Annotated in this window: 23 protein-coding genes; 12 read left to right on the plus strand and 11 right to left on the minus strand. The window is 68.9% G+C overall.

From position 1 onward, the window contains the following. Positions 1-138 precede the first annotated feature (138 nt). Complete coding sequence (locus tag CLU95_RS26995) at positions 139-1,557, plus strand: NHL repeat-containing protein (RefSeq protein WP_180288680.1); 1,419 nt, start codon at positions 139-141, stop codon at positions 1,555-1,557. 73 nt (positions 1,558-1,630) lie between these two features. After that, a complete protein-coding gene (locus CLU95_RS27000) occupies positions 1,631-2,389 on the plus strand; it encodes a tRNA-uridine aminocarboxypropyltransferase (protein WP_099796432.1) in 759 nt (252 codons plus the stop codon). Positions 2,390-2,410: 21 nt separating this feature from the next. On the opposite strand, the gene CLU95_RS27005 is transcribed toward CLU95_RS27000, so the two are convergent. Continuing rightward, positions 2,411-3,304, minus strand: a complete 894-nt coding sequence (locus tag CLU95_RS27005) for an amidohydrolase family protein (RefSeq protein WP_099796433.1) — start codon at positions 3,302-3,304, stop codon at positions 2,411-2,413. 107 nt (positions 3,305-3,411) lie between these two features. Continuing rightward, complete coding sequence (locus CLU95_RS27010) at positions 3,412-3,702, minus strand: hypothetical protein (RefSeq protein ID WP_257214743.1); 291 nt, start codon at positions 3,700-3,702, stop codon at positions 3,412-3,414. Positions 3,703-3,859: 157 nt separating this feature from the next. On the opposite strand from CLU95_RS27010, the gene CLU95_RS27015 reads away from it, so the two are divergent. Then, positions 3,860-4,063, plus strand: a complete 204-nt coding sequence (locus CLU95_RS27015) for a hypothetical protein (protein ID WP_099796434.1) — start codon at positions 3,860-3,862, stop codon at positions 4,061-4,063. On the opposite strand, the gene CLU95_RS27020 is transcribed toward CLU95_RS27015, so the two are convergent. From CLU95_RS27020 to CLU95_RS27030, 3 genes are all read right to left on the minus strand, one after another. Further along, complete coding sequence (locus tag CLU95_RS27020; RefSeq protein ID WP_099796435.1) at positions 4,054-5,658, minus strand: phospholipase D-like domain-containing protein; 1,605 nt, start codon at positions 5,656-5,658, stop codon at positions 4,054-4,056. The two genes, CLU95_RS27015 and CLU95_RS27020, sit on opposite strands and share 10 nt — an antisense overlap. Before the next feature lie 79 nt (positions 5,659-5,737). After that, positions 5,738-5,989: a hypothetical protein gene (locus tag CLU95_RS27025; RefSeq protein WP_099796436.1), complete on the minus strand. Its 252-nt coding sequence runs from the start codon at positions 5,987-5,989 to the stop codon at positions 5,738-5,740. 89 nt (positions 5,990-6,078) lie between these two features. Continuing rightward, positions 6,079-8,175, minus strand: coding sequence for a S8 family serine peptidase (locus tag CLU95_RS27030; protein WP_180288681.1), 2,097 nt, complete (start codon positions 8,173-8,175; stop codon positions 6,079-6,081). 117 nt (positions 8,176-8,292) lie between these two features. On the opposite strand from CLU95_RS27030, the gene CLU95_RS27035 reads away from it, so the two are divergent. Then, complete coding sequence (locus CLU95_RS27035) at positions 8,293-8,556, plus strand: hypothetical protein (RefSeq protein WP_099796438.1); 264 nt, start codon at positions 8,293-8,295, stop codon at positions 8,554-8,556. An 11-nt stretch (positions 8,557-8,567) separates the two neighbouring features. Here the strand turns inward: CLU95_RS27035 and CLU95_RS27040 are convergent, their stop codons facing one another. Beyond that, positions 8,568-8,789 carry a DUF7661 family protein gene (locus tag CLU95_RS27040; RefSeq protein ID WP_099796439.1) on the minus strand — a complete coding sequence of 74 codons (222 nt, stop codon included), beginning with the start codon at positions 8,787-8,789 and terminating at the stop codon, positions 8,568-8,570. Positions 8,790-8,898: 109 nt separating this feature from the next. On the opposite strand from CLU95_RS27040, the gene CLU95_RS27045 reads away from it, so the two are divergent. After that, positions 8,899-9,216 (plus strand): hemagglutinin, encoded by a 318-nt coding sequence (locus CLU95_RS27045; protein ID WP_099796440.1) that lies wholly within the window; start codon positions 8,899-8,901, stop codon positions 9,214-9,216. Positions 9,217-9,219: 3 nt separating this feature from the next. Here CLU95_RS27045 and CLU95_RS27050 read toward each other — a convergent pair whose 3' ends face one another. Beyond that, a complete protein-coding gene (locus CLU95_RS27050; protein WP_099796441.1) occupies positions 9,220-9,939 on the minus strand; it encodes a hypothetical protein in 720 nt (239 codons plus the stop codon). Between the two features lie 111 nt (positions 9,940-10,050). Here CLU95_RS27050 and CLU95_RS27055 point away from each other — a divergent pair, with 111 nt between their 5' ends. The 3 genes from CLU95_RS27055 to CLU95_RS27065 all read left to right on the plus strand — a co-directional run bounded on the left by CLU95_RS27055 (position 10,051) and on the right by CLU95_RS27065 (position 12,934). Then, entirely contained in the window at positions 10,051-10,962 is a 912-nt protein-coding gene (locus CLU95_RS27055; protein WP_099796442.1) for a protein NO VEIN domain-containing protein, read from the plus strand. Positions 10,963-11,127: 165 nt separating this feature from the next. Then, positions 11,128-12,429: a UDP-N-acetylglucosamine 1-carboxyvinyltransferase gene (locus CLU95_RS27060; RefSeq protein WP_099796443.1), complete on the plus strand. Its 1,302-nt coding sequence runs from the start codon at positions 11,128-11,130 to the stop codon at positions 12,427-12,429. 7 nt (positions 12,430-12,436) lie between these two features. Next, the gene (locus CLU95_RS27065) at positions 12,437-12,934 is read left to right on the plus strand and encodes a hypothetical protein (RefSeq protein ID WP_257214744.1); all 498 of its coding nucleotides are present in this window, start codon (positions 12,437-12,439) and stop codon (positions 12,932-12,934) included. Here CLU95_RS27065 and CLU95_RS27070 read toward each other — a convergent pair. Then, positions 12,903-13,835, minus strand: coding sequence for a DMT family transporter (locus CLU95_RS27070; protein ID WP_099796444.1), 933 nt, complete (start codon positions 13,833-13,835; stop codon positions 12,903-12,905). The genes CLU95_RS27065 and CLU95_RS27070 overlap by 32 nt on opposite strands. A gap of 74 nt (positions 13,836-13,909) precedes the next feature. After that, entirely contained in the window at positions 13,910-14,587 is a 678-nt protein-coding gene (locus CLU95_RS27075; protein ID WP_099796445.1) for a helix-turn-helix domain-containing protein, read from the minus strand. 116 nt (positions 14,588-14,703) lie between these two features. On the opposite strand from CLU95_RS27075, the gene CLU95_RS27080 reads away from it, so the two are divergent. Further along, a complete protein-coding gene (locus CLU95_RS27080; protein WP_099796446.1) occupies positions 14,704-15,744 on the plus strand; it encodes an NAD(P)H-dependent flavin oxidoreductase in 1,041 nt (346 codons plus the stop codon). A 9-nt stretch (positions 15,745-15,753) separates the two neighbouring features. On the opposite strand, the gene CLU95_RS27085 is transcribed toward CLU95_RS27080, so the two are convergent. Further along, the gene (locus tag CLU95_RS27085; protein WP_143606063.1) at positions 15,754-16,245 is read right to left on the minus strand and encodes a hypothetical protein; all 492 of its coding nucleotides are present in this window, start codon (positions 16,243-16,245) and stop codon (positions 15,754-15,756) included. 72 nt (positions 16,246-16,317) lie between these two features. On the opposite strand from CLU95_RS27085, the gene CLU95_RS27090 reads away from it, so the two are divergent. Beyond that, complete coding sequence (locus CLU95_RS27090) at positions 16,318-16,998, plus strand: alpha/beta hydrolase (protein ID WP_099796448.1); 681 nt, start codon at positions 16,318-16,320, stop codon at positions 16,996-16,998. On the opposite strand, the gene CLU95_RS27095 is transcribed toward CLU95_RS27090, so the two are convergent. Continuing rightward, the gene (locus CLU95_RS27095) at positions 16,970-17,593 is read right to left on the minus strand and encodes a TetR/AcrR family transcriptional regulator (protein WP_099796449.1); all 624 of its coding nucleotides are present in this window, start codon (positions 17,591-17,593) and stop codon (positions 16,970-16,972) included. The genes CLU95_RS27090 and CLU95_RS27095 overlap by 29 nt on opposite strands. Positions 17,594-17,643: 50 nt before the next feature. On the opposite strand from CLU95_RS27095, the gene CLU95_RS27100 reads away from it, so the two are divergent. Beyond that, positions 17,644-18,777 carry a DUF2855 family protein gene (locus tag CLU95_RS27100; RefSeq protein ID WP_099796450.1) on the plus strand — a complete coding sequence of 378 codons (1,134 nt, stop codon included), beginning with the start codon at positions 17,644-17,646 and terminating at the stop codon, positions 18,775-18,777. Between the two features lie 127 nt (positions 18,778-18,904). Next, positions 18,905-19,825 (plus strand): DUF3014 domain-containing protein, encoded by a 921-nt coding sequence (locus CLU95_RS27105; RefSeq protein WP_099796451.1) that lies wholly within the window; start codon positions 18,905-18,907, stop codon positions 19,823-19,825. Positions 19,826-19,844 lie beyond the last annotated feature (19 nt).

Genomic DNA, 19,844 nt, shown 5'->3' on the forward strand with positions numbered 1-19,844 from the left:
CCTCGCACGGCCGCACGGACAAGCGTCGCCGTATTTACTTGTTTTCGGGGATGGTCTCGGCGTACACCACTTACAAAAATAGACATTCAGAAACAGATGGCACTCCAGCCGGAGAGCGGGTTTCCCCAAGGGGCAGTGATGCTTTCCAAGCGAGCGAGTTCTTACGGGCGCTGCGGCGCCATGGCCGGTGTGATCGTGCTGCTGGCGGCCTGCGGCGGCGGTGGTGGAGGCGGCGGTGGCGCAGGCTTCCTGCCGATCGTCGCGCCGGCACAGCAGCAGCCTGAACCAGCCCCTTCACCCGAGCCCGAAGTCCCCGTCGTCGTGACTCACACAGTCGGCGGCAACGTCACCGGCCTCACCGGCAGCCTCGTGCTCCAGAACAATGCGGGCGACGACCTGAAGCTCACGGCCGACGGCAAGTTCCGCTTTGCCACTGCGCTCACCGAAGGCTCGGCCTACGAGGTCAGCGTGCGCACCCAGCCCCTGTGGCAGTTCTGCACCGTGACCAAGGGCAGCGGCAAGGCCTCGGCCGACATCGGCGACGCGGCGGTCGCCTGCTCGGCGGCGGTGGCGCAGGTGTCCACGTTTGCCGGGTCGGGTGCTACCGGCTCGGTCAATGGCAACGGGACCGCCGCATCGTTCTACCTCCCGTACAGCGTGGCCGTCGACAAGAGCGGCGGCCTGCTCGTGTCGGACGTGGGAACCAATCTCGTGCGAAAGATCTCGCCTGCCGGCGATGTCGCGACCTTTGCAGGCAACGCCACAGGTGCCTCGGTGGACGGCAACGGCACAGCTGCATCGTTCCAGAGCCTGGCCGGTCTTGCGCTGGACTCTACGGGCAATGCCTATGTTGCGGAATTCGGCGGCAACCGTATCCGCAAGATCACGCCAGCGGCCGATGTGACCACGCTCGCGGGCAACGGTGCAGCCGGCTCACTCGATGGCAACGGCACCTCCGCCACCTTCTTCTCCCCCGCATCGACGGCCGTGGACGCCGCCGACAACATCTATGTGATCGAACTCGCCGGCGCCGTTGTCCGCAAGGTCACGCCTGCCGGCGACGTCACCACGCTGGCCGGCTCGGGCACTGCAGGCTTCGCCGACGGCACGGGGACTGCGGCGCAGTTTTCGCAGGCATACGGCATTGCGACTGACGCGGCCGGCAACGTCTACGTGGCCGACAGCGGCAACAACCGGATCCGCAAGATCACGCCCGGTGGCGTGGTCACGACGCTGGCCGGTTCAGGCCAGGCCGGCGCGACCGATGGGGCCGGCAACTCGGCGTCTTTCTATGAACCGGGCGGCCTGGCGGTGGGCAGCGACGGCAACGTCTACGTGGCCGACACGGGCAACAGCCTGCTGCGCAGGATCACTCCGGCGGGTGTGGTTTCCACGCTTGCAGGTCGGCCCGGTGTATTGGGTGCGCAAGACGGCATCGGTGCCGCGGCCACGTTCAAGCGGCCTTATGGGGTGACGGTGGACGCCGCCGGCAATCTGTACGTGGCCGACACCTTCGGCAATCTGATCCGCAAGGTCACGCCGGTTCGCGCGCCCTGATCCCGAGGCATCGCGGCAGCGCCGGTGAAGGCCGGGGCCGCCATGCGGCCACAACGCCGCCGAGAATCGCCGCATGCCTCATGCCGTCTCTCTCCTTCGCGCCGCACGCCTGGCGCGCAGCGCCAAGCCCTTTCTTGCCCGTGGCGGTTTCAAGCGCGAGCGCTGTGCGGGTTGCCGCCTGGTGCCCAGCCATTGCATGTGCGCCGTGCGCCCGCCGGTGGCCACGCGCGCGGGGGTGTGCCTGCTCATGGCTGACATCGAACCGCTCAAGCCCACCAACACGGGGTGGCTGGTGGCCGATGTGGTGCCCGACACCTTCGCCTTCGGCTGGGCCCGCACCGAGACCGATCCCGCGCTGCTGGCGCTGTTGAACGACCCGCAATGGCAGCCTTATGTGGTGTTCCCGGGGCAGTACGCGGCGCCCGAGCGCGTGGTGCTCAGCGTCGTTCCTTCGTCGCCTGACCCGGCCGATGGCGGTGCCGCGAAACGCCCGCTTTTCATCCTGTTCGACGCCACCTGGGGCGAGGCACGCAAGATGTTTCGCCGCAGCCCGTACCTTGACCAGTTGCCGGTGCTGAGCCTGCAGCCGGAGCAGATCACGCAGTACAAGCTGCGCAACTCCGGCCGCGACGATCACTTCTGCACCAGCGAGGTGGCCGCGATGTGCATGGACCTGGCCGGCGAGCATGCCGCGCAGCAGACGCTGGATGCGTACCTCGGCGTGTTCACGCACCACTACCTGTGCGCGAAGAACCAGCAGCCTGTGGTGTGGGACGGTGCCGCGCATCAGCGGCTGCGCGAGGTGGCCGCGCTGCGCAATCAGGCAGCCTGAGAAATCCTGCGCCGGCCCGCCTCAGCGCATGTCGAACAGCGCCGCCGCATTGCCCCAGGCGATGCGCTGGGCCACAGCCGGCGGCAGGTCGCCGAGCCAGGTGCGGTAGCCGCGCATGATCTCGTCGTAGGTGCTCCAGCGCTGGTTGACCCAGGTGTCGGAACCGACCATGAAGCGCTCCGGGTACTTGAGGATCAGCGCGCGCCATTCGGGGCACAGGCGCCCGCCTTCGCAGGTCAGGCCCGGGCGGTACGAGAGTTCGCCCATCAGCAGCGGGTAGCGCTCCAGCATCGCCTGCACGCGCTCGACCGGCGTGCCGCCGATACCGGTGTGGGCCCAGATGAGGCGCAGCGATCGGCCCTTCGACGGCGCGTTCGCCATCAGCAGGTCGACGGCCACGTCGTCCACGTGCGCGAGCACCGCGAGCTTTTTCTCTTCGGCGAGTGCGATCAGCTTCTTCGCCACCGGGCCGTTGGCGTTGGCGCTCTCGTACAGATGGAATTCGCCGAGCCCGCGGTAGGGGCCGCTGGCGGTGCCGCGTGCCAGTTCGGTCTGCACCATCTCGTAGATGGTCTCGTCGCGGAACCAGTTGTTGTAGTCCTCGCGGTTGCGGTACAGGCGCACGAAGGGCACGACCGTGACGCCGGTGGCGCGTGTCTCGCGCGCGGCGGCCAGGGTCTGCGTGCCGGCGTTGGGACGCGAGTTCGCGATGATCGCCTTCACCTGGTTGCGCTGCATGCGCGCGAGCGCCTCGGTGGGCGGGAAGGGGCCGGCGGTGCCGTCCCAGGCTTCCTGGTTGTAGTGCAGGTGGGTGTCGAACAGCGGGCCGTCGTAAGGCGCAGCGGCTTGCCCGTGGGCATGGGAGAAGACCAGGGCCGCGCAGGCGGCGAGCAGCGGGGCAGCAATGAGGCGCATGGGGTTCTCGCGGTGATGGCCGGGGAGCCGGATTACATCACCGCTGTGCCGGCACAGCCGCGCCCTTGTCGCCGGGCGCGACGTCGAAGCGATCGCGCAGACCGGCGTCAGCTGCCGGCCGGATGCGTCGTCGTCTTGCGGCTGCCATCCAGCGAATACAGCTGCGGGCGGTCTTCCACCGCGACCGCGACCGTCTCGGGGCCGTGCTCCGCGGCGCGCGGTTGCCGGTACAGCTCGTTCTCGAGCCGCCGGGCACGTTCCGCGTACATGCGGGCGAGGGCGCTGTGATGCTCTGCGGCAGCCTGGTGTTCGATGCGCGCCATCTGGGCCTCTTCGAGCAGTGCCGAGGCACGTTTCAAGTAGGCCGTGTGGGTGGGCCGAAACAAGAAGTCGAACATGATTTCACACTCCTTTCCGCTGCAACAACGGTGCAATCATTGTGAACGAATGGCCTCAAAACGCCATCGCTTCCTGTGGCTGCGACGCATCGAAGAAGCGTTCTGTTTCACTTGAGTCAGACAGAATCGGTGGCAAAGAGAGAGGGTTCGATCACCGATGAGCAATGAGGTTCGTTTTTGTCTGGAATACCGGCTGGCCGCCGACGGTCCCGCGCATGCCGTGCAGACCGCCTGGATGGTCGATTCGCCGGCCACGCGCGCGCAGATCGAGGAGATGATCGCCAACGCGCGCGCGATGAATGCCGTGGAATCGAAGTGGTGGGTGGAGGAGCGCGAAAGCCGCCGTCCACCTCAACCGTGATAGTCCCCCCACGACATCCGCACCATGCCCGGCGGCGTAGGCGCATCGGCTGAGGCCAGCGTCACCGGCGGGTCGTCGTCCACGCGGCTTCTGGCGCGCGAGTCCCAGTCGTCGAGAAAGACCTGCTGGTAGTACTGCGCCACTTCCTCGTTGTGGATGATCAGGCCGGCGTCGCGGTTGCGCAGCACGCCATCGCCCGACCAGTTGGTGCTGCTCACGAGCACGGTCTGGCCGTCCACGATGATTCCCTTGTTGTGGATGCTGCCCTGGACGCGGAACACCTCCTGGTTGCAGCCCGCCTCGACCAGCTTGCGGATGTTCTCGGCCGCGCTGGTGCTGCCCAGGATGATGCGCAGGTCGAGGTCCGGCTCGGTGCTGCGCTGAGCGATCTTGTGCAGCAGCGCGCGAAAGTCGGCATCCTTGTCCGCATCGCTCCAGGTCATGTAGGCGAACTGCAGGTACAGCGAGGTCTGCGCGCTGTCGATGAGCGCATTGATGTGCGGCAGGTAGTTGTCCGGCGTGAGCACGGGTTGGACCTTGACCGTGGTCTTCACCGACGGCAGCCGCGCGGGTTCGACCGGCACGACGGGGCCCGCGAAGGCCACGGCCTGTTCCAGCAGGTGGTCGAGTGGGACGAACACATCGGGCAGCTTGAGTTTTTGCGCTACGTCCAGCGCCGCGTCGGCCGCGCCGTCGGCGTCCTCCTTCGCGGAGGCCGCGAGGTCGTGCTGGATGTATTTCTCGAAGACCTTCGAGAGCACGGCGTCGTTGCAGATCACATGCCACTCGCGGTTGCCCTTGCTGAACATGCCCTTGGCCTGCGCGGGCGTGCCCACGGGGTCGATGTCGGGCTGGCTGCGTTGGCTCCAGTTGCCGCTCGAGAGCCAGAAGGCCTTGTGGTCGCGCACCGCCACTTTCTCGTGGTACGCGCTGGCGAAGCGGCGGCCCTTGCCGCACTGCACGAGCCAGGCCGTCAGGTCGGCCTCCTGCTGCAGCGTGCGCAGCTTCTTGCGGATGACCTGCTCTTCCTTCGTCATGCCGTCGTCCCAGCTCAGCGAGGCCTGGATGCCGCCTTCGCGCACGAGGTCGATGAAGACCTGGGCGATGTGGTCGGCATTGAAGTCGTACATCGCCACCGAGAGCGATCGCGTGGTGCCTTCGAGAAAAGGCCGCAGCACCGGCCACCCGGCGTCGGGGCCGACGTGGCACAGGAAGGGCTGCTTCACGTTGTACGGCTTGTCGATGGGTTGGCCTGCAGGCGGTTTGTAGACGAGGTTGACAGCGGCTTCGGCGAGCGCGTTCACCGTGTCCTCGAAGTCCGCACTGGCGGCCAGTTGCCGCTCCGGGTCGGCCTGCATTACGCAGACACGGTACGGGCCGAGTTGCCGGGGCGCGCGCTCGGCCACGGGCACTTCAGAGAGGGGCCGCTTGCGGTCGACCAGCACGATCACGGCGGGCTCGCGCAGGAACCGGCCGTCGACCAGCGGAAAGCCCGGCTCCGCTGCCACGTAGCCGGGCAGGGCGGTCAGTTGCGCCTGGTGGGCTGCGATCACCGATCGGACCGCCGCGCGCGTGGCATCGTCGAGCACTCTCATGGCGACTCCTTGAGGCAGGGACGTGAGGGCGCTTGCCGGCACGGCATGCGCGAAGGGCGCGATCCCGAGGGGCCGCGTGTCAGGAGATGTTGGGCAGGCGGCGCGACAGCTCGACCGATTCGACGGCCGGGTCGGCTTCGAGCTGCTGGAGCTTGTCGAGCGGAATCTCCGCCGAGAACAGGCCCGGCGCAATGTCGGCGCGCGCGGCGATGTAGTCCGGGCGCTCGGCGCCCTCGCACAGCTTGACCAGCACGACGACGCGCTCGCCCGACACCGGCGCGGGGGCGGCCGAAAAGTCGAGCTTCTTGAGCGAGCGCAGGTCGATGGTCATGAGAGGGCAGATGGGGGCTGGAACACAGATTACACCCCCCGTTCAGGTTCGGCACAACCGCACCGGGAGTGGGGGCCATGGGTGAATCGTCAGATCGCGCCGCTGCCGGCGCGGCCATCGCCGCGCTGCGGGTCCCAGCCGGCGGGCCCCGTGCCGGGTTTGACGCCCGCCTTGAGCCTGGCGCGGATGTCGGCGATGGTCAGCTTCTTTCCCGCTTTGTGGGCCTTGGCCAGCATCAGCGCGACCAGCCCGGTCACTGCCGGCGCCGCCATGCTGGTGCCCGACTTCTTCACCATGCCGTCCTTCGTGCGCGACTGCGCGGCCTTCACCTGCACGCCGGGTGCGCTGACCTCCGGCTTGGGCCGGCCGTCGCGCGTCGGGCCCGCGCTCGAGAAGCTGGCGGCGGGCTCGCCCGTCTTGCGGGCGTCGTAGGCGCCGACCACGATCGACAGCTTGCCCGTCGACAGCGAGCCCAGCAGGTGCGACTTCACGGGGTTGCCGAAGTACGACTGGCCGATGTCCAGGCGCTCGAGCCACGCATGGAACGGCACGTCGTCGGCGGCCAGGGCGTGCAGCCGCACCTTGAACTCGCCGTCGGGCCAGTTGGGCGCCAGCCAGATGCCGATCACGTTGTCCTTGTTGTTCGGGTCGGTGATGCGGCTGCTGAGGAACGCGGCGATCTCGCCGTTGCCCGCGCCGAGTGGAAAGTTTTCTCCCGGTGCCACGCTCGCCAGCACCTCGTTGTCGGGGCCCAGCAGTTCGGCGCGCAGGCGCTGGCTGCCGCCGTACCAGAGCTCGAACTCGCCACCCTTGCCGTTGACCAGGGTCCACGACACATCGAGGTGCCCGTTGCCGGGCACGGTGCCCGCCGTGTGCGTGTTGTCTTCCTGCGAATTGCCGGCCGCCAGGACGATCGCGCGGTTGGGCTTTTGCGACACGAGCGCGTCGAAGCCCTGCTCGACCAGTGAAGTGCCGTCGTGCGGGCCGCCGTTCGTGCCCAGGCTCAGGTTGACGACGCAGGGCCTGTCGCCGGCGCGGTCGAAGATGAACTTCACTGCCTCGAGCATCTGCACCGAATCGCCGAAGGAGCTGAACACCGCGTTGTGCCCGGTCCAGGCGATGTCGCGGGCCGACATCTCGACGAAGATCAGGTCGGCCTTCGGCGCCACGCCGGGTTGCAGTGACCCCCGGCCGTTGCCGCCGGCAATGTCCATCACATGCGTGCCGTGCGAACCAGGGCTGCCCGGGCTGCCCGCGCCGGGGTCGTAGCCGAGCGCCTTGTACGGGTCGGCCTTCTTCAGCGCCTTGTCGATGTCGGCCGCCTCGAAGAGCCGGCCGTAGCCGTAGGGGCTGTTGGCCTTGGCCGGCGCGCCTTGCTGCCACAGCGCCAGCAGGCGCGTCTTGCCGTTGGCCTTGACGAAGTTCTGGTGCGCGAAGTCGCCGCCCGAATCGACCACGCCGATCACCACGCCGCTGCCACCGGCTGTGCTGGCGAGCGCGGGGTTGTCGGCCTGCACGCCCATCGATGCGATCGTGTTGTTCAAGGCCGGCAGCACGGGCTGCGAGGCCTTCATGCTGAGCACGGCCGGATGCTGGCGGATGGCTTCTGCCTTGCCGAGCGGAATGCGGCCCGTGACGAGCACCGTGCCGTCGTCCGCGCTGCCGATGTCGGAGCCCGCATCGACGTCGGGAATGTCCGCCCACTCCGCATGGCTGGTCACGCGCGCCACCACCGGCACCGAGTCGCCGTCGGCGGACGAGATGGGCATGCTCTGCTTGCCCGCGCGGCGGTTCATCACCGCCAGCTGCAGCCGCGGGTCCATCGAGGTTTCCACGTCCATCGGCAGGCGCTGGAGTTGCGCGAGCCCGAAGCTGGACACCGGCGAGAGCCGCGTGCACAGCGCATCGGCCGTGCCGGCGAGCGCGGCGGTCAGGGCAGGGGAGGCTTCGATCGGCAGATGGCTTGCGGCGGGAGTGTCGGCCTGCGCCGATTGCGCCACCATGGCCGCGGCCATCTCGGGCGGAAGGTCGACCCAGCTGTTGAGCAGCTTGATCTGCCCGGTCACATGAAGCCGCACGCTGCCCGACGACAGCGCCGGCGTCAGCACCCCGTGCGGCATCTTGGGGACTTTCGTATCAACGGGCGATTGCTTCTTCGCGGCGACGCGCTTCTTGGCTGGGGCCATCGGTCGAATCTCCTTGCGCACAGGGTGTGGACGAGTACCGCGAGGTGTAGCAGATTGCCATGTCATCTGTCACCCCGACCGGCGAAGCGGGGCGGTCAGAATGGCCGAATGAAAGTGATGTTCAAGCTTCTGCTCGCGTACCTGGTGGCGAGCTTCCTGGCGACGGGCCTTGCGCTGGTTCTTTTTCCGTCGCACGCGCATGTGCCTTCGGTGGTGGTGCTGCTTGCGTTTCCGGTGGTGCCGTGGAGCTTGCTGGCCAACCTCGTGAGCGAGGGCTTCAGGGCCAGGGAGGTGGGGCCGCTGCTGGTGTTCGTGCTGGCGTTTGGCGGGGTGGCCTGGCTGGCGTTTCGTGCGTCATCGAAGGCGACGACGCAGCGATAGCAACGCCGGGCTCACTTCGCGACGATCTCGAAGACATCGCCATTCGTCGGCGTCGCGTTCTCGTGATAGATGTCGTAGAGGTACTGCGCGAGGTCGGTCGGCGTCACGTCGGGCGGAATCGCGAGCTGGGCGAGGCCCAGTTTTCCATCGGCGCCGATCCAGTGGCTGCGCCAGCGGGCATCGACCATCTCGATGCGCAGGGTGCGGCCGAACACGTTGAACAGGTAGCGCATCGTCTGGGCTCCGGGCATGCACGAAAAGGGAGGAGGGGACAGCCACTGTAGCGCCCTCGTCGTATGCACAATGGGCCGAATCGCCCGTCACATCCATCCCAGAGTCCGCATGGCAGACCCCAACGTACGCAAGACCTACGAAGCAGCCGTGGCCGCGCTCGGCCCCGCTGCCGAGCGGATGTTGGCCGATGGCGTAAGTGAAGAGCACGTGGCGCGCTGGATCTTCGCGCAGCGCGACGATCTCAAGCTGCACTACCGCGCGCTGACGCCCTCGGACGAGTTGCAGGCCCTCGAAGCGAGATCGCACAGCCGCTACGGCAACACGCTGGGCCCGTCGATCGAGCAACTGCGAAGCGCGGGAAAGTCGTGGCGGGACATCATCGATTCGGCGGCGCGGCCGGGGAATCACTACCGCCAAGGCGATTGACTGCTACGGGGCGCTGCGCCAGCGGCCGGAGCTCGCGCAGACCTCGGCCGGTTCGCCATTCACCCGGACCTGTTCTTCATCGAGCCGTGACGCGGTGACCGGATCGACATCGAAGCCGACGCCGAGCAGTCGCGCCACCTGCGCGTCTTCGATCGACAGCTCCCAGGTCAGGAACAACTGCGTGAGGTCCTGGCTGTCCGGAAAATCGGCCGCATCGAAGCCATGGTCGCTCCCGCGCGGCACGACGGCGTGGGGCTGGCCCGTGTCGAACAGCAGCGCAGTGCCCCGCGTGAGCGCAATGCGCTGGCCCGTGACGGGGAAATGCACGTCCAGGCCCCTGTCCTCGCTGAGGAAGAGGTTGCAGAAGGCCGCGCCGCCGTACTGCGCGCCGTCGTGGTGGTAGCGGGCGCCGCGGCAGGCCATCAGGGCGACGTCGCTGGCGGGCAGCAGCGTGGCGGGCAGGCCCAGCGTGCCCAGCCAGTCGGACATCGCCTGCACGCACTGTGCGTAGTCGGGCCAGCGCGTGCGCGCGCGGGCCAGGGGCATCGGCTCGACATCGCCGGGTTCGAGCAGCACGTTCGTGGCGATCTCCCGCTGCCAGTCGGTCACGAGGCGCGCCGGGGGCTCGGGCACGTCGAGCAGGGCCGCGTGCACGACGCCGCTCACGCTGCGGCTGCGCAGCGTGTCGCCGTGCCAGAAATAGGAGGTCAGCAGGTCGTGCATGCGGGGGCTTTCAGGGCATGGAGGGTACACGCGCCGGGGCCCGCCGCACCTGGGGGGCAGGCCCGATGCGGCATACTTCCACCCCCTCACAACTCGCCAGAATTCCGCTGAATGGACAAGGAAGTCGACCCCTCCGTGCTCGCCGCCATCGATGAGATGCGGCTCTCCGGACCGCGCCTCACGCCGGTCGAAATCGTCGCCAAGATGGGGGTGTTCGACGCACGCGACAAGCCGTTCGAGCACGCCTGGCTTGCCACGGGCGACAACGTCATCGCCACCATCTGGGGCGAGTACGTGAGCGTGGCGGCCGGTGGCCGCTGGTTCTACCTGGAATCGCTCGACGCCCAGCGCCGCCCCGGTGGCGGCGTGCGCAGCGCCCAGCAGGCGCAGCGCGCCAAGGACCGCCTGGCGCTGCTCAAGCGCACCTTCGACGCCGGCCAGGGCTTTCGGGCCGTGCTGCAGACCAACCGCGTCGCCATCGCCGAGCTCGAGAGCAACAAGAGCGCCAAGGTCTCGACCCGCGTGCGCGACGACGCCGACTGGCACGTTGCGAGCTGGGAACCCGAGCAGCAGCTCGCGGTGCTGGTGCGCGGTCCGCGCGGCTGGGAGCCCACCGAGGCCGACATCACGGCCGCGAAGGCCCGTGGCGGCGTGGCACCCGACGAGGACGCAGCCCCGGCCGGTCCGACCACGACGGACGCCGTCCAGGCCGCGGCCATGGCTTACGTCATGGGCCACTTCAAGGGCTACGGCTACAACGCGGAAGACGTGACGAGCAAGGCGCTGGGCTTCGACATCGAGGTGTCGAACGCCAAGGGCGCGATGCTGCTCAAGGTGGTCGTGAAGGGCACCGCCCCGGCGCTGCCGACCTTTGCGCTCACGCCCGACGAAAGCATGTGCGCCGTGCGCGAGCCGCTGTGGCGCCTGCTGGTGGTGGCCGACGCGGGCACCGCGGCCGCGGCGCACAAGATCTACAAGCCGACCGAAGTGGACCAGGCGCCGGGCTTCCAGCGCAAGGCCTGACCGGCCTCCCGGGGCCTCCCAGGCCACGCCGCGGCCGCACCTGTGCGCCGCGGGCGTTTCCAAATTCTTACAACTGAGCCCCCGGAAACCCGTCGTTTCCAACGGTAAAGTTCCGCCGTCCGGCGCGAACAGTTCGTGCCTTCGCCCCCTCTGTTCGCCCCCTTCATGTCCAACCTCATCGTGCACGGCGGTACGCCCCTTCGCGGCCGCATCATTCCCTCCGCCAACAAGAACGCGGTGCTGCCGGTGCTCTGCGCCACCTTGCTCACCGGCGAACCGCTGCGGCTGCTCGGGGTGCCCGACATCACCGACGTGCGCAAGATCCTCGACATCTTCCGCACGCTGGGCAGCGAGGTCCGCATGGACCACGAGAGCGGCACGCTCGAGCTGCACCACCGCGAAACCGCGTTCGACGCGGCCCGCCACCGGCTGCCCGAGGAAATGCGCTCGTCGATCATGCTGGTGCCGCCGCTGCTGGCGCGTTTCGGCGTGGCGCGGCTGGAAGACAACGTCAAGGGCTGCACGCTGGGCGTGCGCGAGATCGATCCGCACGTCGAGGTGTTCCAGCGCTTCGGCGGCGAGGTCGAGCGTACCGAGGGCTCGCTGCTGGTGTATGCGCCCGGGCGCCTCACGCCCACCGACCACTGGCTCGACTACGCCTCGGTGACGACCACCGAGAACTTCGTGCTGTGCGCGGCTGCCGCGGGCGGCACCTCGACGCTCACCAACGCAGCCTCGGAACCGCACGTGCAGGAGTTCTGCCGCTTCATGGCCATGATCGGCGTGCGCATCGAGGGCATGGGCACCTCGCGGCTCACGGTGCATGGCGGCGGCACGCTGGGCGGCGGCGAGTTTCGCTTCGACGAAGACTTCCACGAGATCACCACCTTCCTGGCGCTGGGCGCGATCACGGGCGGCGACGTCGTGGTGCGCAACACGGCGCCCGGCAACTTTCCGCTGATCGACCGCACCTTCGCCAAGTTCGGCGTGCAGATCGAGCATGCCGACGGCTGGTCGCGCGCCATCCGCACCGGTCCGCTGAAGGTGCAGACACCGTTCACGAGCAACGTGCTCACCAAGGTGGAGGCCGCGCCGTGGCCGTACTTTCCGGTCGACCTGCTGCCGATCTTCATTGCGCTGGGTGTGCGCGCGCAGGGCAACGCGATGTTCTGGAACAAGGTGTACGACGGCGCGCTGGGCTGGACCGGCGAGCTGTCGAAGTTCGGTGCGCACGTGTTCTCGTCCGACCCGCACCGGCTCATCACCTTCGGCGGCCACGCGCTCACGCCGGCGGTGGTCGAGAGCCCCTACATCATCCGCGTGGCGATCGCGCTCTTCATGGTGGCCGCGAGCATCGAGGGCAAGTCCGAGATCCGCAACGCGACACCGATCCGGCGCGCGCACCCGCGCTTCGTGGAGAACCTGCGCAGCCTGGGCGTGCAGGTGGAGTGGACCAGCGAGGAGTAAAGCGGCCGTGATCGTTTCCGTCTCGAACAAGGCCAAGTGGCTGCTGATGCAGCTCGGGCAGCTGGTGCTGATGGTCGGCCTGACCTCGCTGGTGTTCAACTACGCCTACCGCTTCCTGGTCGACCGCACGATCAACACGCCACTGTTCTATGCGGTGACGCTGCTGCTGGCGCTCGTGGTCATCGTCGCGGTGCGGCGCGACTACCTGTTCGTGTCGCGCTACGAGTTCACGCCCGAGGCCATCGTCGTGCGCACGGCGCTTGGTGCCGCCAAGCGCTTCGAGACGCAAGACTTCAAGTTCGTGCCCAGCCTGCACAAGACGATCAGCCTGCCCGAGCCGACGGCCTCGCTGTCCTTCGACGTGCAGAACCGCAAGACGGGCCGCCGCGCCCGCAACTACGCCTGGACCGGCTTCCCGGTGGAAGACTTCCGCGCGGTGTGCCGCCTGTACGGCTACCAGGACGACACCGATTTCAAGCTGATGGACTTCGGCAAGAAGCGCTGAGCCGACGGGCGGCGCGCGTCTCCGTCCACACCACGATCACCAGGCCCGAGAGCACCATCGCCAGCCCGGCAAAGGCAGCCGGCGCTGGGCGCTCGTGCACCACGAGCAGGGCCAGCGCGAATGCCGTGACCGGCTCCGCCAGCGCCAGCGTGACGCCCGACGCCCCAGAGATGTGCCGCAGCGCGTGGCTGAACAGCAGGTACGCCACGCCGGTCGAGACCAGCCCCAGGTAGGCGACGATCGCCCAGTCCGCGGGCGTGGCCGTGAAGGGGCCCGAGAGGCCGAGCGCGGCCGGTATCGCCACGGCCGAGGCCACGCCGAAGACCCAGAGCGTGACCGTCGCTGGCGGTGAGTGGTGCACGAGGCGCTGGCTCACCAGCGTGTAGACCGCATAGCAAAGCCCTGAGGCGAGGCACAGCACGAGCCCGACCGGATCGGCGCGCAGGCCGGTGGCGCTGTCCGGCATCACCATCAGGCTCCCACCACCGATGGCCAGCAGCGTGCCGAGCCACCAGGAGGGTGCGGGCGGCCGGCGCGACACCAGCGACTGCAGCAGGCCCGCCCATGCAGGCCCGCTGCCCACGGCCACCGCAGTGCCGATGGCGATGCCCGTGGCCTTCACGCCCGCGAAGAAGCTCAGGTTGTAGCCGGCCATGCACAGGCCTGCGAGCAGCACCCAGGGCCAAGCGGACGATGGCACGGCCAGCGTCGAATGGTCGCCACCCTGCCGGCGCCACGCGATGAAGGCCGCGAAGAACAGCGTCGCGACCGCCATGCGCAGCGTGCCGATCCAGTAGGGCGAGCTGTGGGCGGACATGAAACTCTGCGCGGTTCCGGTGGTGCCCCACAGGGCGGCGGCGGCCAGCACCATGCAGGCGCCGGCGAGGGATGCGTTCTTCATGCACGCATGCTCGGGCGAAGTGGCGCTCGCAAATGTCGAGAGACTCTCGACCTGCGAAAAGATGCGGCGCGAAGTCAGCGCGTCGCGCGCAGCGCGCGTGCGCCCAGCTGGCGTTCGCGCCGCAATGCAAAGCCCAGGGCGCTCGCCGAGCGGTAGCCCACGCGCAGCGCGGTGGCCTCCAGCGGTGTGCCGCCGCGCAGCAGGCGCTCGGCCGTGTCGAGCCGTTGCGCGCGCAGGTAGGCCTGCGGCGACAAGCCCGTCAGCTCGAGCAGCCGCGCATGAAAGCGCTGCGGGCTCAGGAAGTAGAGCGCCGCCATGCGCGCGGTGTCCCAGGGCTCGTGCAGCGCGCGGGCCAACGCGGTGTCGAGGCGGGCCAGGTCGATGCTGCGGCGCGCGAGGATGGCGGGCGCTTCCAGCACCTTGGCCAGCTGCAGCGCGGCGTTTGACGCGTCGATGCCGTTGCGGCAGGCGGCCGTGACGGCGAAGCGGCGCAGGCGATTGACGCCGGTGCCGTCCGGCGTGTCGATGACCACCATGCGCACGCCGCGCGGCGACATGAAGGTGTGCGCCATGCCGGCCGGAATGACCATGCCGCACGAGCTGTCGGTGAAGGCGGCGCGCCCGCCGATCTCCAGCTCCATGCGGCCATCCAGCGCGTACATGATCTGCGCGTGGTCATGGTCGTGGCCCAGGTACTCGCCGCTGTAGTGGCGGATGCTGCAGCGGGGGGCGAGAGCGAGCGGGCGGCGCATGCGCGCGATTGTGCCGAAGCAGCGGGTCGCGTGGCGATGACCCCGCAGCCACAGCGCCCACCAGCTTCGCCGGAGAATGCCGTCATTCGACACACGGACACAGGAGCGCACCCCGAATGACGACGTTGCAACAGATCCTCGGCACCGACCTTCCATTGATCCAGGCGCCGATGGCCGGTGCGCAAGGCAGTGCGATGGCGATCGCGGTGTGCAACGAAGGCGCGCTGGGGTCGCTGCCGGGCGCGATGCTCAGCCCTGATGCGATGCGCAGCGAACTCGCGGCGATCCGCGCGGGAACCGACAAGCCCTACAACGTCAACTTCTTTTGCCACACGCCACCGGTGCCGAGCGACGAGCGCGAGGCCACGTGGCGCGGCGCGCTCGCGCCGTACTACGCGGAGTTCGGCATCGACCCGGCGGCCATTCCGACCGGGCCGGGGCGCAACCCGTTCAGCGCCGAGGTGGCCGACCTGCTGGCCGAGTTCAAGCCGCCGGTGGTGAGCTTTCATTTCGGACTGCCTTCCGACGCGCTGCTGGCGCAGGTGCGCGGCTGGGGCGCGAAGGTGCTGGCCTCGGCCACCACGGTCGAAGAGGCGCTGTGGCTCGAGGCGAAGGGCGTCGACGCGGTCATTGCGCAGGGGCTCGAGGCCGGCGGGCACCGCGGCCACTTCCTGTCGCACGACCTCACGAAGCAGCTCGGCACTTTCGCGCTGCTGCCGCAGCTGGTGCGCGCACTGAAGGTGCCGGTGATCGCGGCCGGTGGCATCGCGGATGCCGACGGCGTGGCCGCGGCCATGGCGCTGGGCGCGGCCGGCGTGCAGGTCGGCACGGCCTACCTGCTGACGCCCGAGGCCACGACGAGCGCGCTGCACCGCGCGGCGCTGAAGAGCGACGCGGCCCGCCACACGGCGCTCACCAACCTGTTCACCGGCCGGCCGGCGCGCGGCATCGTCAACCGCGTGATGCGCGAGCTGGGGCCCATCGGGCCGGCGCCGGAATTTCCGCTCGCCACTTCGGGTGTCGCGCCGCTGCGCGCGAAGGCCGAGGCGCAGGGCAGCGGCGACTTTTCTCCGCTGTGGTCGGGGCAGAACGCCACCGGCTGCCGCGAGGTGTCGTCCGCAGAGGTCACGCGGACGCTGGCCAAGGGCTTTCGCTGACCCCTGCGGTCAGTGGACGTAGGCGCCGTTCTTCTTCACCAGCACCGGCGCGCCGCGCTTGAGTTCGAACACGTCCTCGACCGAGAAGCGCGCCGTGCCGCCGAAGCAGTCGCGGCTCTGGCCCTGGAGCGCGAAGCGGGTGCCGCTGCGATTCACGGCGAGCGTCTTGATCACGCAGGCATCGCTGGGGTCGCCCAGCGAGGAGGTCCGCGGCGCCGGAAAAACGCGCGTGTGCGTCCGGCCGTTCGCTCGGGTCAGCACGCGCAGCGTGGGGCATCGGGTGTCGGCGGTTGCGGCCTTGGTGGCATCGCAGGTCAGCTCACCGGCTTCCGTATAGCTGTGTTGCGACGCGTAGGCACCCGCATCGAAGCCCACGCAGAGGTTGGGCCGCAGCTGCACCGCGCGCGCGTCGAAAGGGCACACCGGACCTTTTCTGAACTCGGCAGGCTGCGCGGCCATGACCATGGCGCCCGGCAGGATCGTGGCAAGAAGTAAGCTCAAGGCCCGGAGGTGTCGCATGAACAAGAGATGCTTTCGTTTGGTTTCGCTCCAGTCTATCCAGCCGCCCGCACCATGACCGCACTTCACCTGCCGCTTCACTTCCTGCATCACCCCGCGCAGCCCGCTGCGGGCGACCCCTGGCTGCTCGTGCTGATGCACGGCGTGGGCAGCAACGAGCAAGACCTGTTCGGCCTGGCGCGCATGATGCCGCCGCAGTTCCATGTGCTGAGCCTGCGCGCGCCGTACGTGCTGTCGCCCGGTTCCTACGCGTGGTTCGAGTTCCAGGTGCTGGCCGATGGCGGGCGCCGCATCGACGAAGCGCAGGAGCGCGAGAGCCGCTTCCTCATCGGCGAGATGGTCGCGTCGGCGTCGCAGCAGCTGGGCATTCCGCCCGAGCGCGTGGTGGTCGGCGGCTTCAGCCAGGGCGGGATCATGTCGCTGTCGCTGCTGCTCACGCAGCCCGAGAAGCTGCGTGCTGCGCTGGTGTGGCACAGCCGGCTGCTGCCCGAGGTGGTGCCGCACATCGCGCCGCCCGAGGCCTTCGCGGGCAAGGCACTGTGGGTGAGCCATGGCAGCGCCGACAACGTGATTCCGCCGAGCGCCGCGCAGGCCACGCGCGAACTGGCGCGCGGGTTGCCGCTGGCGCTGTCAGGCTCGGACTTTCCGGGCGCGCACGAAATCCGACCGGCCGAGCTGCAGGGCACGCTGGCGTGGCTGCAGGCGCTCAGCGCGCAGCCAACAACCGCGCCATGACCATCGCTTCCATCTCGGCGACCCACGCATCACTCGCGGCGTCGTCGGGCTGCACCAGCAACCGGTAGCGTCGGCCGCCCCAGGCGGCGGTGAGCAGCGCCTGCACGGTGTCGGGCGAGGGCGGCGGCTGCAGGTCGCGGCAGGCGGCGAAGGCCTGCGTCCAGCGCGCGAGCAGCTCGTCGTACACGCGCCGGTGGTGCTTCGGCTCGGCCACGCGGTGTTCGAGCATCAGCATCTCGTGGTCGAACGCGGGCAGCCCGTCGATGCGTGTGTCGCAGGTGAGGCGCACGAGGCGCTGCGTGCGCTCGCGCCAGTCGATGTCTGAAGGCGCGATCACGTCCGCGTCGAGCCGCGCGAGCAGCGCCTCGACGCAGTGGCGCACATAGCCCGAGAGCAGGGCTTCCTTGTCGGGAAAGTAGTCGTAGAAGGTGCCGACCGCGATGCCGGTTTCGAGCGCCACGGCGCGCGTGGTCACGCCCTCCCAGCCCTGCGCGCGCCAAATCCGAACAAAGGCGTCGTAGATCGCCTGCACGGTGAACTTGCTGCGCGCCTGCGTGGGGCGTTTCAGGGGCTTGGAGCGGGGTGCGGCGGGCATGGACCGGGTTTCCGAACCCGCGGCGAAGCGGGCCGTCCTACAGTTTGCGAATGAACAACGCATTCACTTTAACCCGCCTCGAAACGCGCAAGAACGCGCTCGGGACCACCCGCATCGTCACCTCGGAAGACGTCGGCAGCCTGGCCCCGGGCGAGGTGCTGATGCAGATCGAGCGCTTCTCGCTCACCACCAACAACATCACCTACGCGGCCTTCGGCGATGCGGTGATGAAGTACTGGCAGTTCTTCCCCACCGGCGACGCCGACTGGGGCCACATGCCGGCCTGGGGTTTTGCCGACGTGGTGGCGTCGAACGTCGAGGGCGTGGCGGTGGGCGAGCGCTTCTACGGCTACTTTCCGATTGCGAGCCACCTGCGCATGCAGCCGGTGCGCGTGACGCCGCGCGGCTTCTACGACGGCGCGGCGCACCGCAGCGAGCTGGTGTCGGCCTACAACCAGTACATGCGCTGCAGCCACGACGCGGGCTACGTCGCCGCGCTGGAGGACTACCAGATGCTGGTGCGCCCGCTGTTCATCACCTCGTTCATGCTGGCCGACTTCCTGGAAGACAACGCCTTCTTCGGCGCGACGCAGGTGGTGGTGTCGAGCGCGTCGAGCAAGACGGCGTTCGGCACGGCCTTCTGCCTCGGCCGCCGCGAGGGCGTGCAGCTCATTGCGGCCACGTCGCAGGGCAACCGTGCCTTCGTCGAAGCGCTGGGCTGCTACGACCGCACGGTGGCCTACGAGGAGATCGCCACGCTGGCGACCGATGTGCCCACGCTGTACGTCGACTTCGCGGGCCACGACGACCTGCGCGCCACCGTGCACCACCACTTCGGCGACGCGCTGGTGTACGACTGCTACGCGGGCTCGGCGCAGAAGACCGAATTTTTGGGCGACACCAGCGCGTTGCCCGGCCCCACGCCGTTGCTGTACTTCGCGCCCGTGCAGATCCGCAAGCGCAATGCCGACTGGGGCCCGCAGGAGGTCAACCGCCGCTTCAATGAAGCGCAGGGCCGCTTCATCGCCGAACTGAGCCGGCCGGACAACCGCTGGATGACGCTGGCGCAGGGCCGCGGCTTCGCGCATGCGCAGGCCGTGATCGCCGACCTGCACGCGGGCCGCGTCGATCCGCGCGAGGCGCATGTGGTGCGCATCGGTGCGAATGACGCGCTGACCGACTGAACTTCGGCGCGGGTGGGGCGTCACAGGGGGTTACGAGAACGTGGCGATGGTGCGGGCCTTGCGGGGCCATCCTGGTGCACCATTGCCTTTCGTCTCCCCACTGCCATCCCGCAAAAGGAAACCGCCCATGTCCGACGCCGACTCCTCCCGCGACACCCCCGAATTCCGACCCCGCAAGGAAGCGCCGATGGGCACCATCGTCGGCCTCGCGCTGGTCGTGCTGGTGGCGGCGTATTTCGGCTGGCGCTGGTACCAGCAGCAGCAACTGGCGCCGCTGCCGACCGCGCCCGTGGCCGTCGCTCCGAACGACGCGCCCCCCGAGCCGCCCAAGGCCGAGGAACCCAAGGGCCCGCAGAACCCGGTCGAGGCACTGGCTCCGCCCGATGGCGCGCTGCCCGCGCTGGCCAATTCCGATGCGCGCGTGATGAAGGCGCTCACCGAACTGCTGGGCGGCAAGGCCGTGGCGGCCTACCTGCATTCCGAGGGCATGGTGCGGCGCTTCGTTGCCACGGTCGACAACCTGCCGCGCGAGCAGGCACCCGCAAGCAAGTGGCCGGTGCAGCCTGCGCCGCAGCGCTTCATCACCGATGGGCCGCAGCAGGGCGGCGTGCAGACCATCGCGGCGAACAACGCGGCGCGCTACAACGGCATCGTGATGCTGGCCGGGTCGGTCGATCCGGCCAAGGCGGCGGCGGTGTATGCGCGGCTGTACCCGCTGTTCCAGCAGGCGTACGAAGAGCTGGGCTATCCGGGCCGCTACTTCAACGACCGCTTCATCGCCGTGATCGACCATTTGCTGCAGGCGCCCGAGCCGACCGGGCCGGTGCAAGTGAAGCTGGTCGAGGTGAAGGGCGAGATTCCGTCGCAGCGGCCCTGGGTGCGCTACGAGTACGTCGACCCGAAGCTCGAGTCGCTCTCGGCCGGCCAGAAGATCCTGGTGCGCATGGGGCCCGAGAACGAGCGCAAGATGAAGGCCAGCCTGCGCGGGCTGCGCGCGCAGATCGCGACCGGCGAGGTGGCGAAGCAGGCCGGCAAGAAGGCGCCGTAACAGGCGAAAGAAAAAAGAA

The sequence above is a fragment of the Variovorax sp. 54 genome (assembly GCF_002754375.1).
Lineage (GTDB): Bacteria > Pseudomonadota > Gammaproteobacteria > Burkholderiales > Burkholderiaceae_C > Variovorax.

Bases quoted from the DNA above. Each gene is read 5' to 3' on its own strand.
- CLU95_RS26995 (WP_180288680.1), top strand. From the start codon at position 139: ATGCTTTCCAAGCGAGCGAGTTCTTACGGGCGCTGCGGCGCCATGGCC.
- CLU95_RS27000 (WP_099796432.1), top strand. From the start codon at position 1,631: ATGCCTCATGCCGTCTCTCTCCTTCGCGCCGCACGCCTGGCGCGCAGC.
- CLU95_RS27005 (WP_099796433.1), bottom strand. From the start codon at position 3,304: ATGCGCCTCATTGCTGCCCCGCTGCTCGCCGCCTGCGCGGCCCTGGTC.
- CLU95_RS27010 (WP_257214743.1), bottom strand. From the start codon at position 3,702: ATGTTCGACTTCTTGTTTCGGCCCACCCACACGGCCTACTTGAAACGT.
- CLU95_RS27015 (WP_099796434.1), top strand. From the start codon at position 3,860: ATGAGCAATGAGGTTCGTTTTTGTCTGGAATACCGGCTGGCCGCCGAC.
- CLU95_RS27020 (WP_099796435.1), bottom strand. From the start codon at position 5,658: ATGAGAGTGCTCGACGATGCCACGCGCGCGGCGGTCCGATCGGTGATC.
- CLU95_RS27025 (WP_099796436.1), bottom strand. From the start codon at position 5,989: ATGACCATCGACCTGCGCTCGCTCAAGAAGCTCGACTTTTCGGCCGCC.
- CLU95_RS27030 (WP_180288681.1), bottom strand. From the start codon at position 8,175: ATGGCCCCAGCCAAGAAGCGCGTCGCCGCGAAGAAGCAATCGCCCGTT.
- CLU95_RS27035 (WP_099796438.1), top strand. From the start codon at position 8,293: ATGTTCAAGCTTCTGCTCGCGTACCTGGTGGCGAGCTTCCTGGCGACG.
- CLU95_RS27040 (WP_099796439.1), bottom strand. From the start codon at position 8,789: ATGCGCTACCTGTTCAACGTGTTCGGCCGCACCCTGCGCATCGAGATG.
- CLU95_RS27045 (WP_099796440.1), top strand. From the start codon at position 8,899: ATGGCAGACCCCAACGTACGCAAGACCTACGAAGCAGCCGTGGCCGCG.
- CLU95_RS27050 (WP_099796441.1), bottom strand. From the start codon at position 9,939: ATGCACGACCTGCTGACCTCCTATTTCTGGCACGGCGACACGCTGCGC.
- CLU95_RS27055 (WP_099796442.1), top strand. From the start codon at position 10,051: ATGGACAAGGAAGTCGACCCCTCCGTGCTCGCCGCCATCGATGAGATG.
- CLU95_RS27060 (WP_099796443.1), top strand. From the start codon at position 11,128: ATGTCCAACCTCATCGTGCACGGCGGTACGCCCCTTCGCGGCCGCATC.
- CLU95_RS27070 (WP_099796444.1), bottom strand. From the start codon at position 13,835: ATGAAGAACGCATCCCTCGCCGGCGCCTGCATGGTGCTGGCCGCCGCC.
- CLU95_RS27075 (WP_099796445.1), bottom strand. From the start codon at position 14,587: ATGCGCCGCCCGCTCGCTCTCGCCCCCCGCTGCAGCATCCGCCACTAC.
- CLU95_RS27080 (WP_099796446.1), top strand. From the start codon at position 14,704: ATGACGACGTTGCAACAGATCCTCGGCACCGACCTTCCATTGATCCAG.
- CLU95_RS27090 (WP_099796448.1), top strand. From the start codon at position 16,318: ATGACCGCACTTCACCTGCCGCTTCACTTCCTGCATCACCCCGCGCAG.
- CLU95_RS27095 (WP_099796449.1), bottom strand. From the start codon at position 17,593: ATGCCCGCCGCACCCCGCTCCAAGCCCCTGAAACGCCCCACGCAGGCG.
- CLU95_RS27100 (WP_099796450.1), top strand. From the start codon at position 17,644: ATGAACAACGCATTCACTTTAACCCGCCTCGAAACGCGCAAGAACGCG.
- CLU95_RS27105 (WP_099796451.1), top strand. From the start codon at position 18,905: ATGTCCGACGCCGACTCCTCCCGCGACACCCCCGAATTCCGACCCCGC.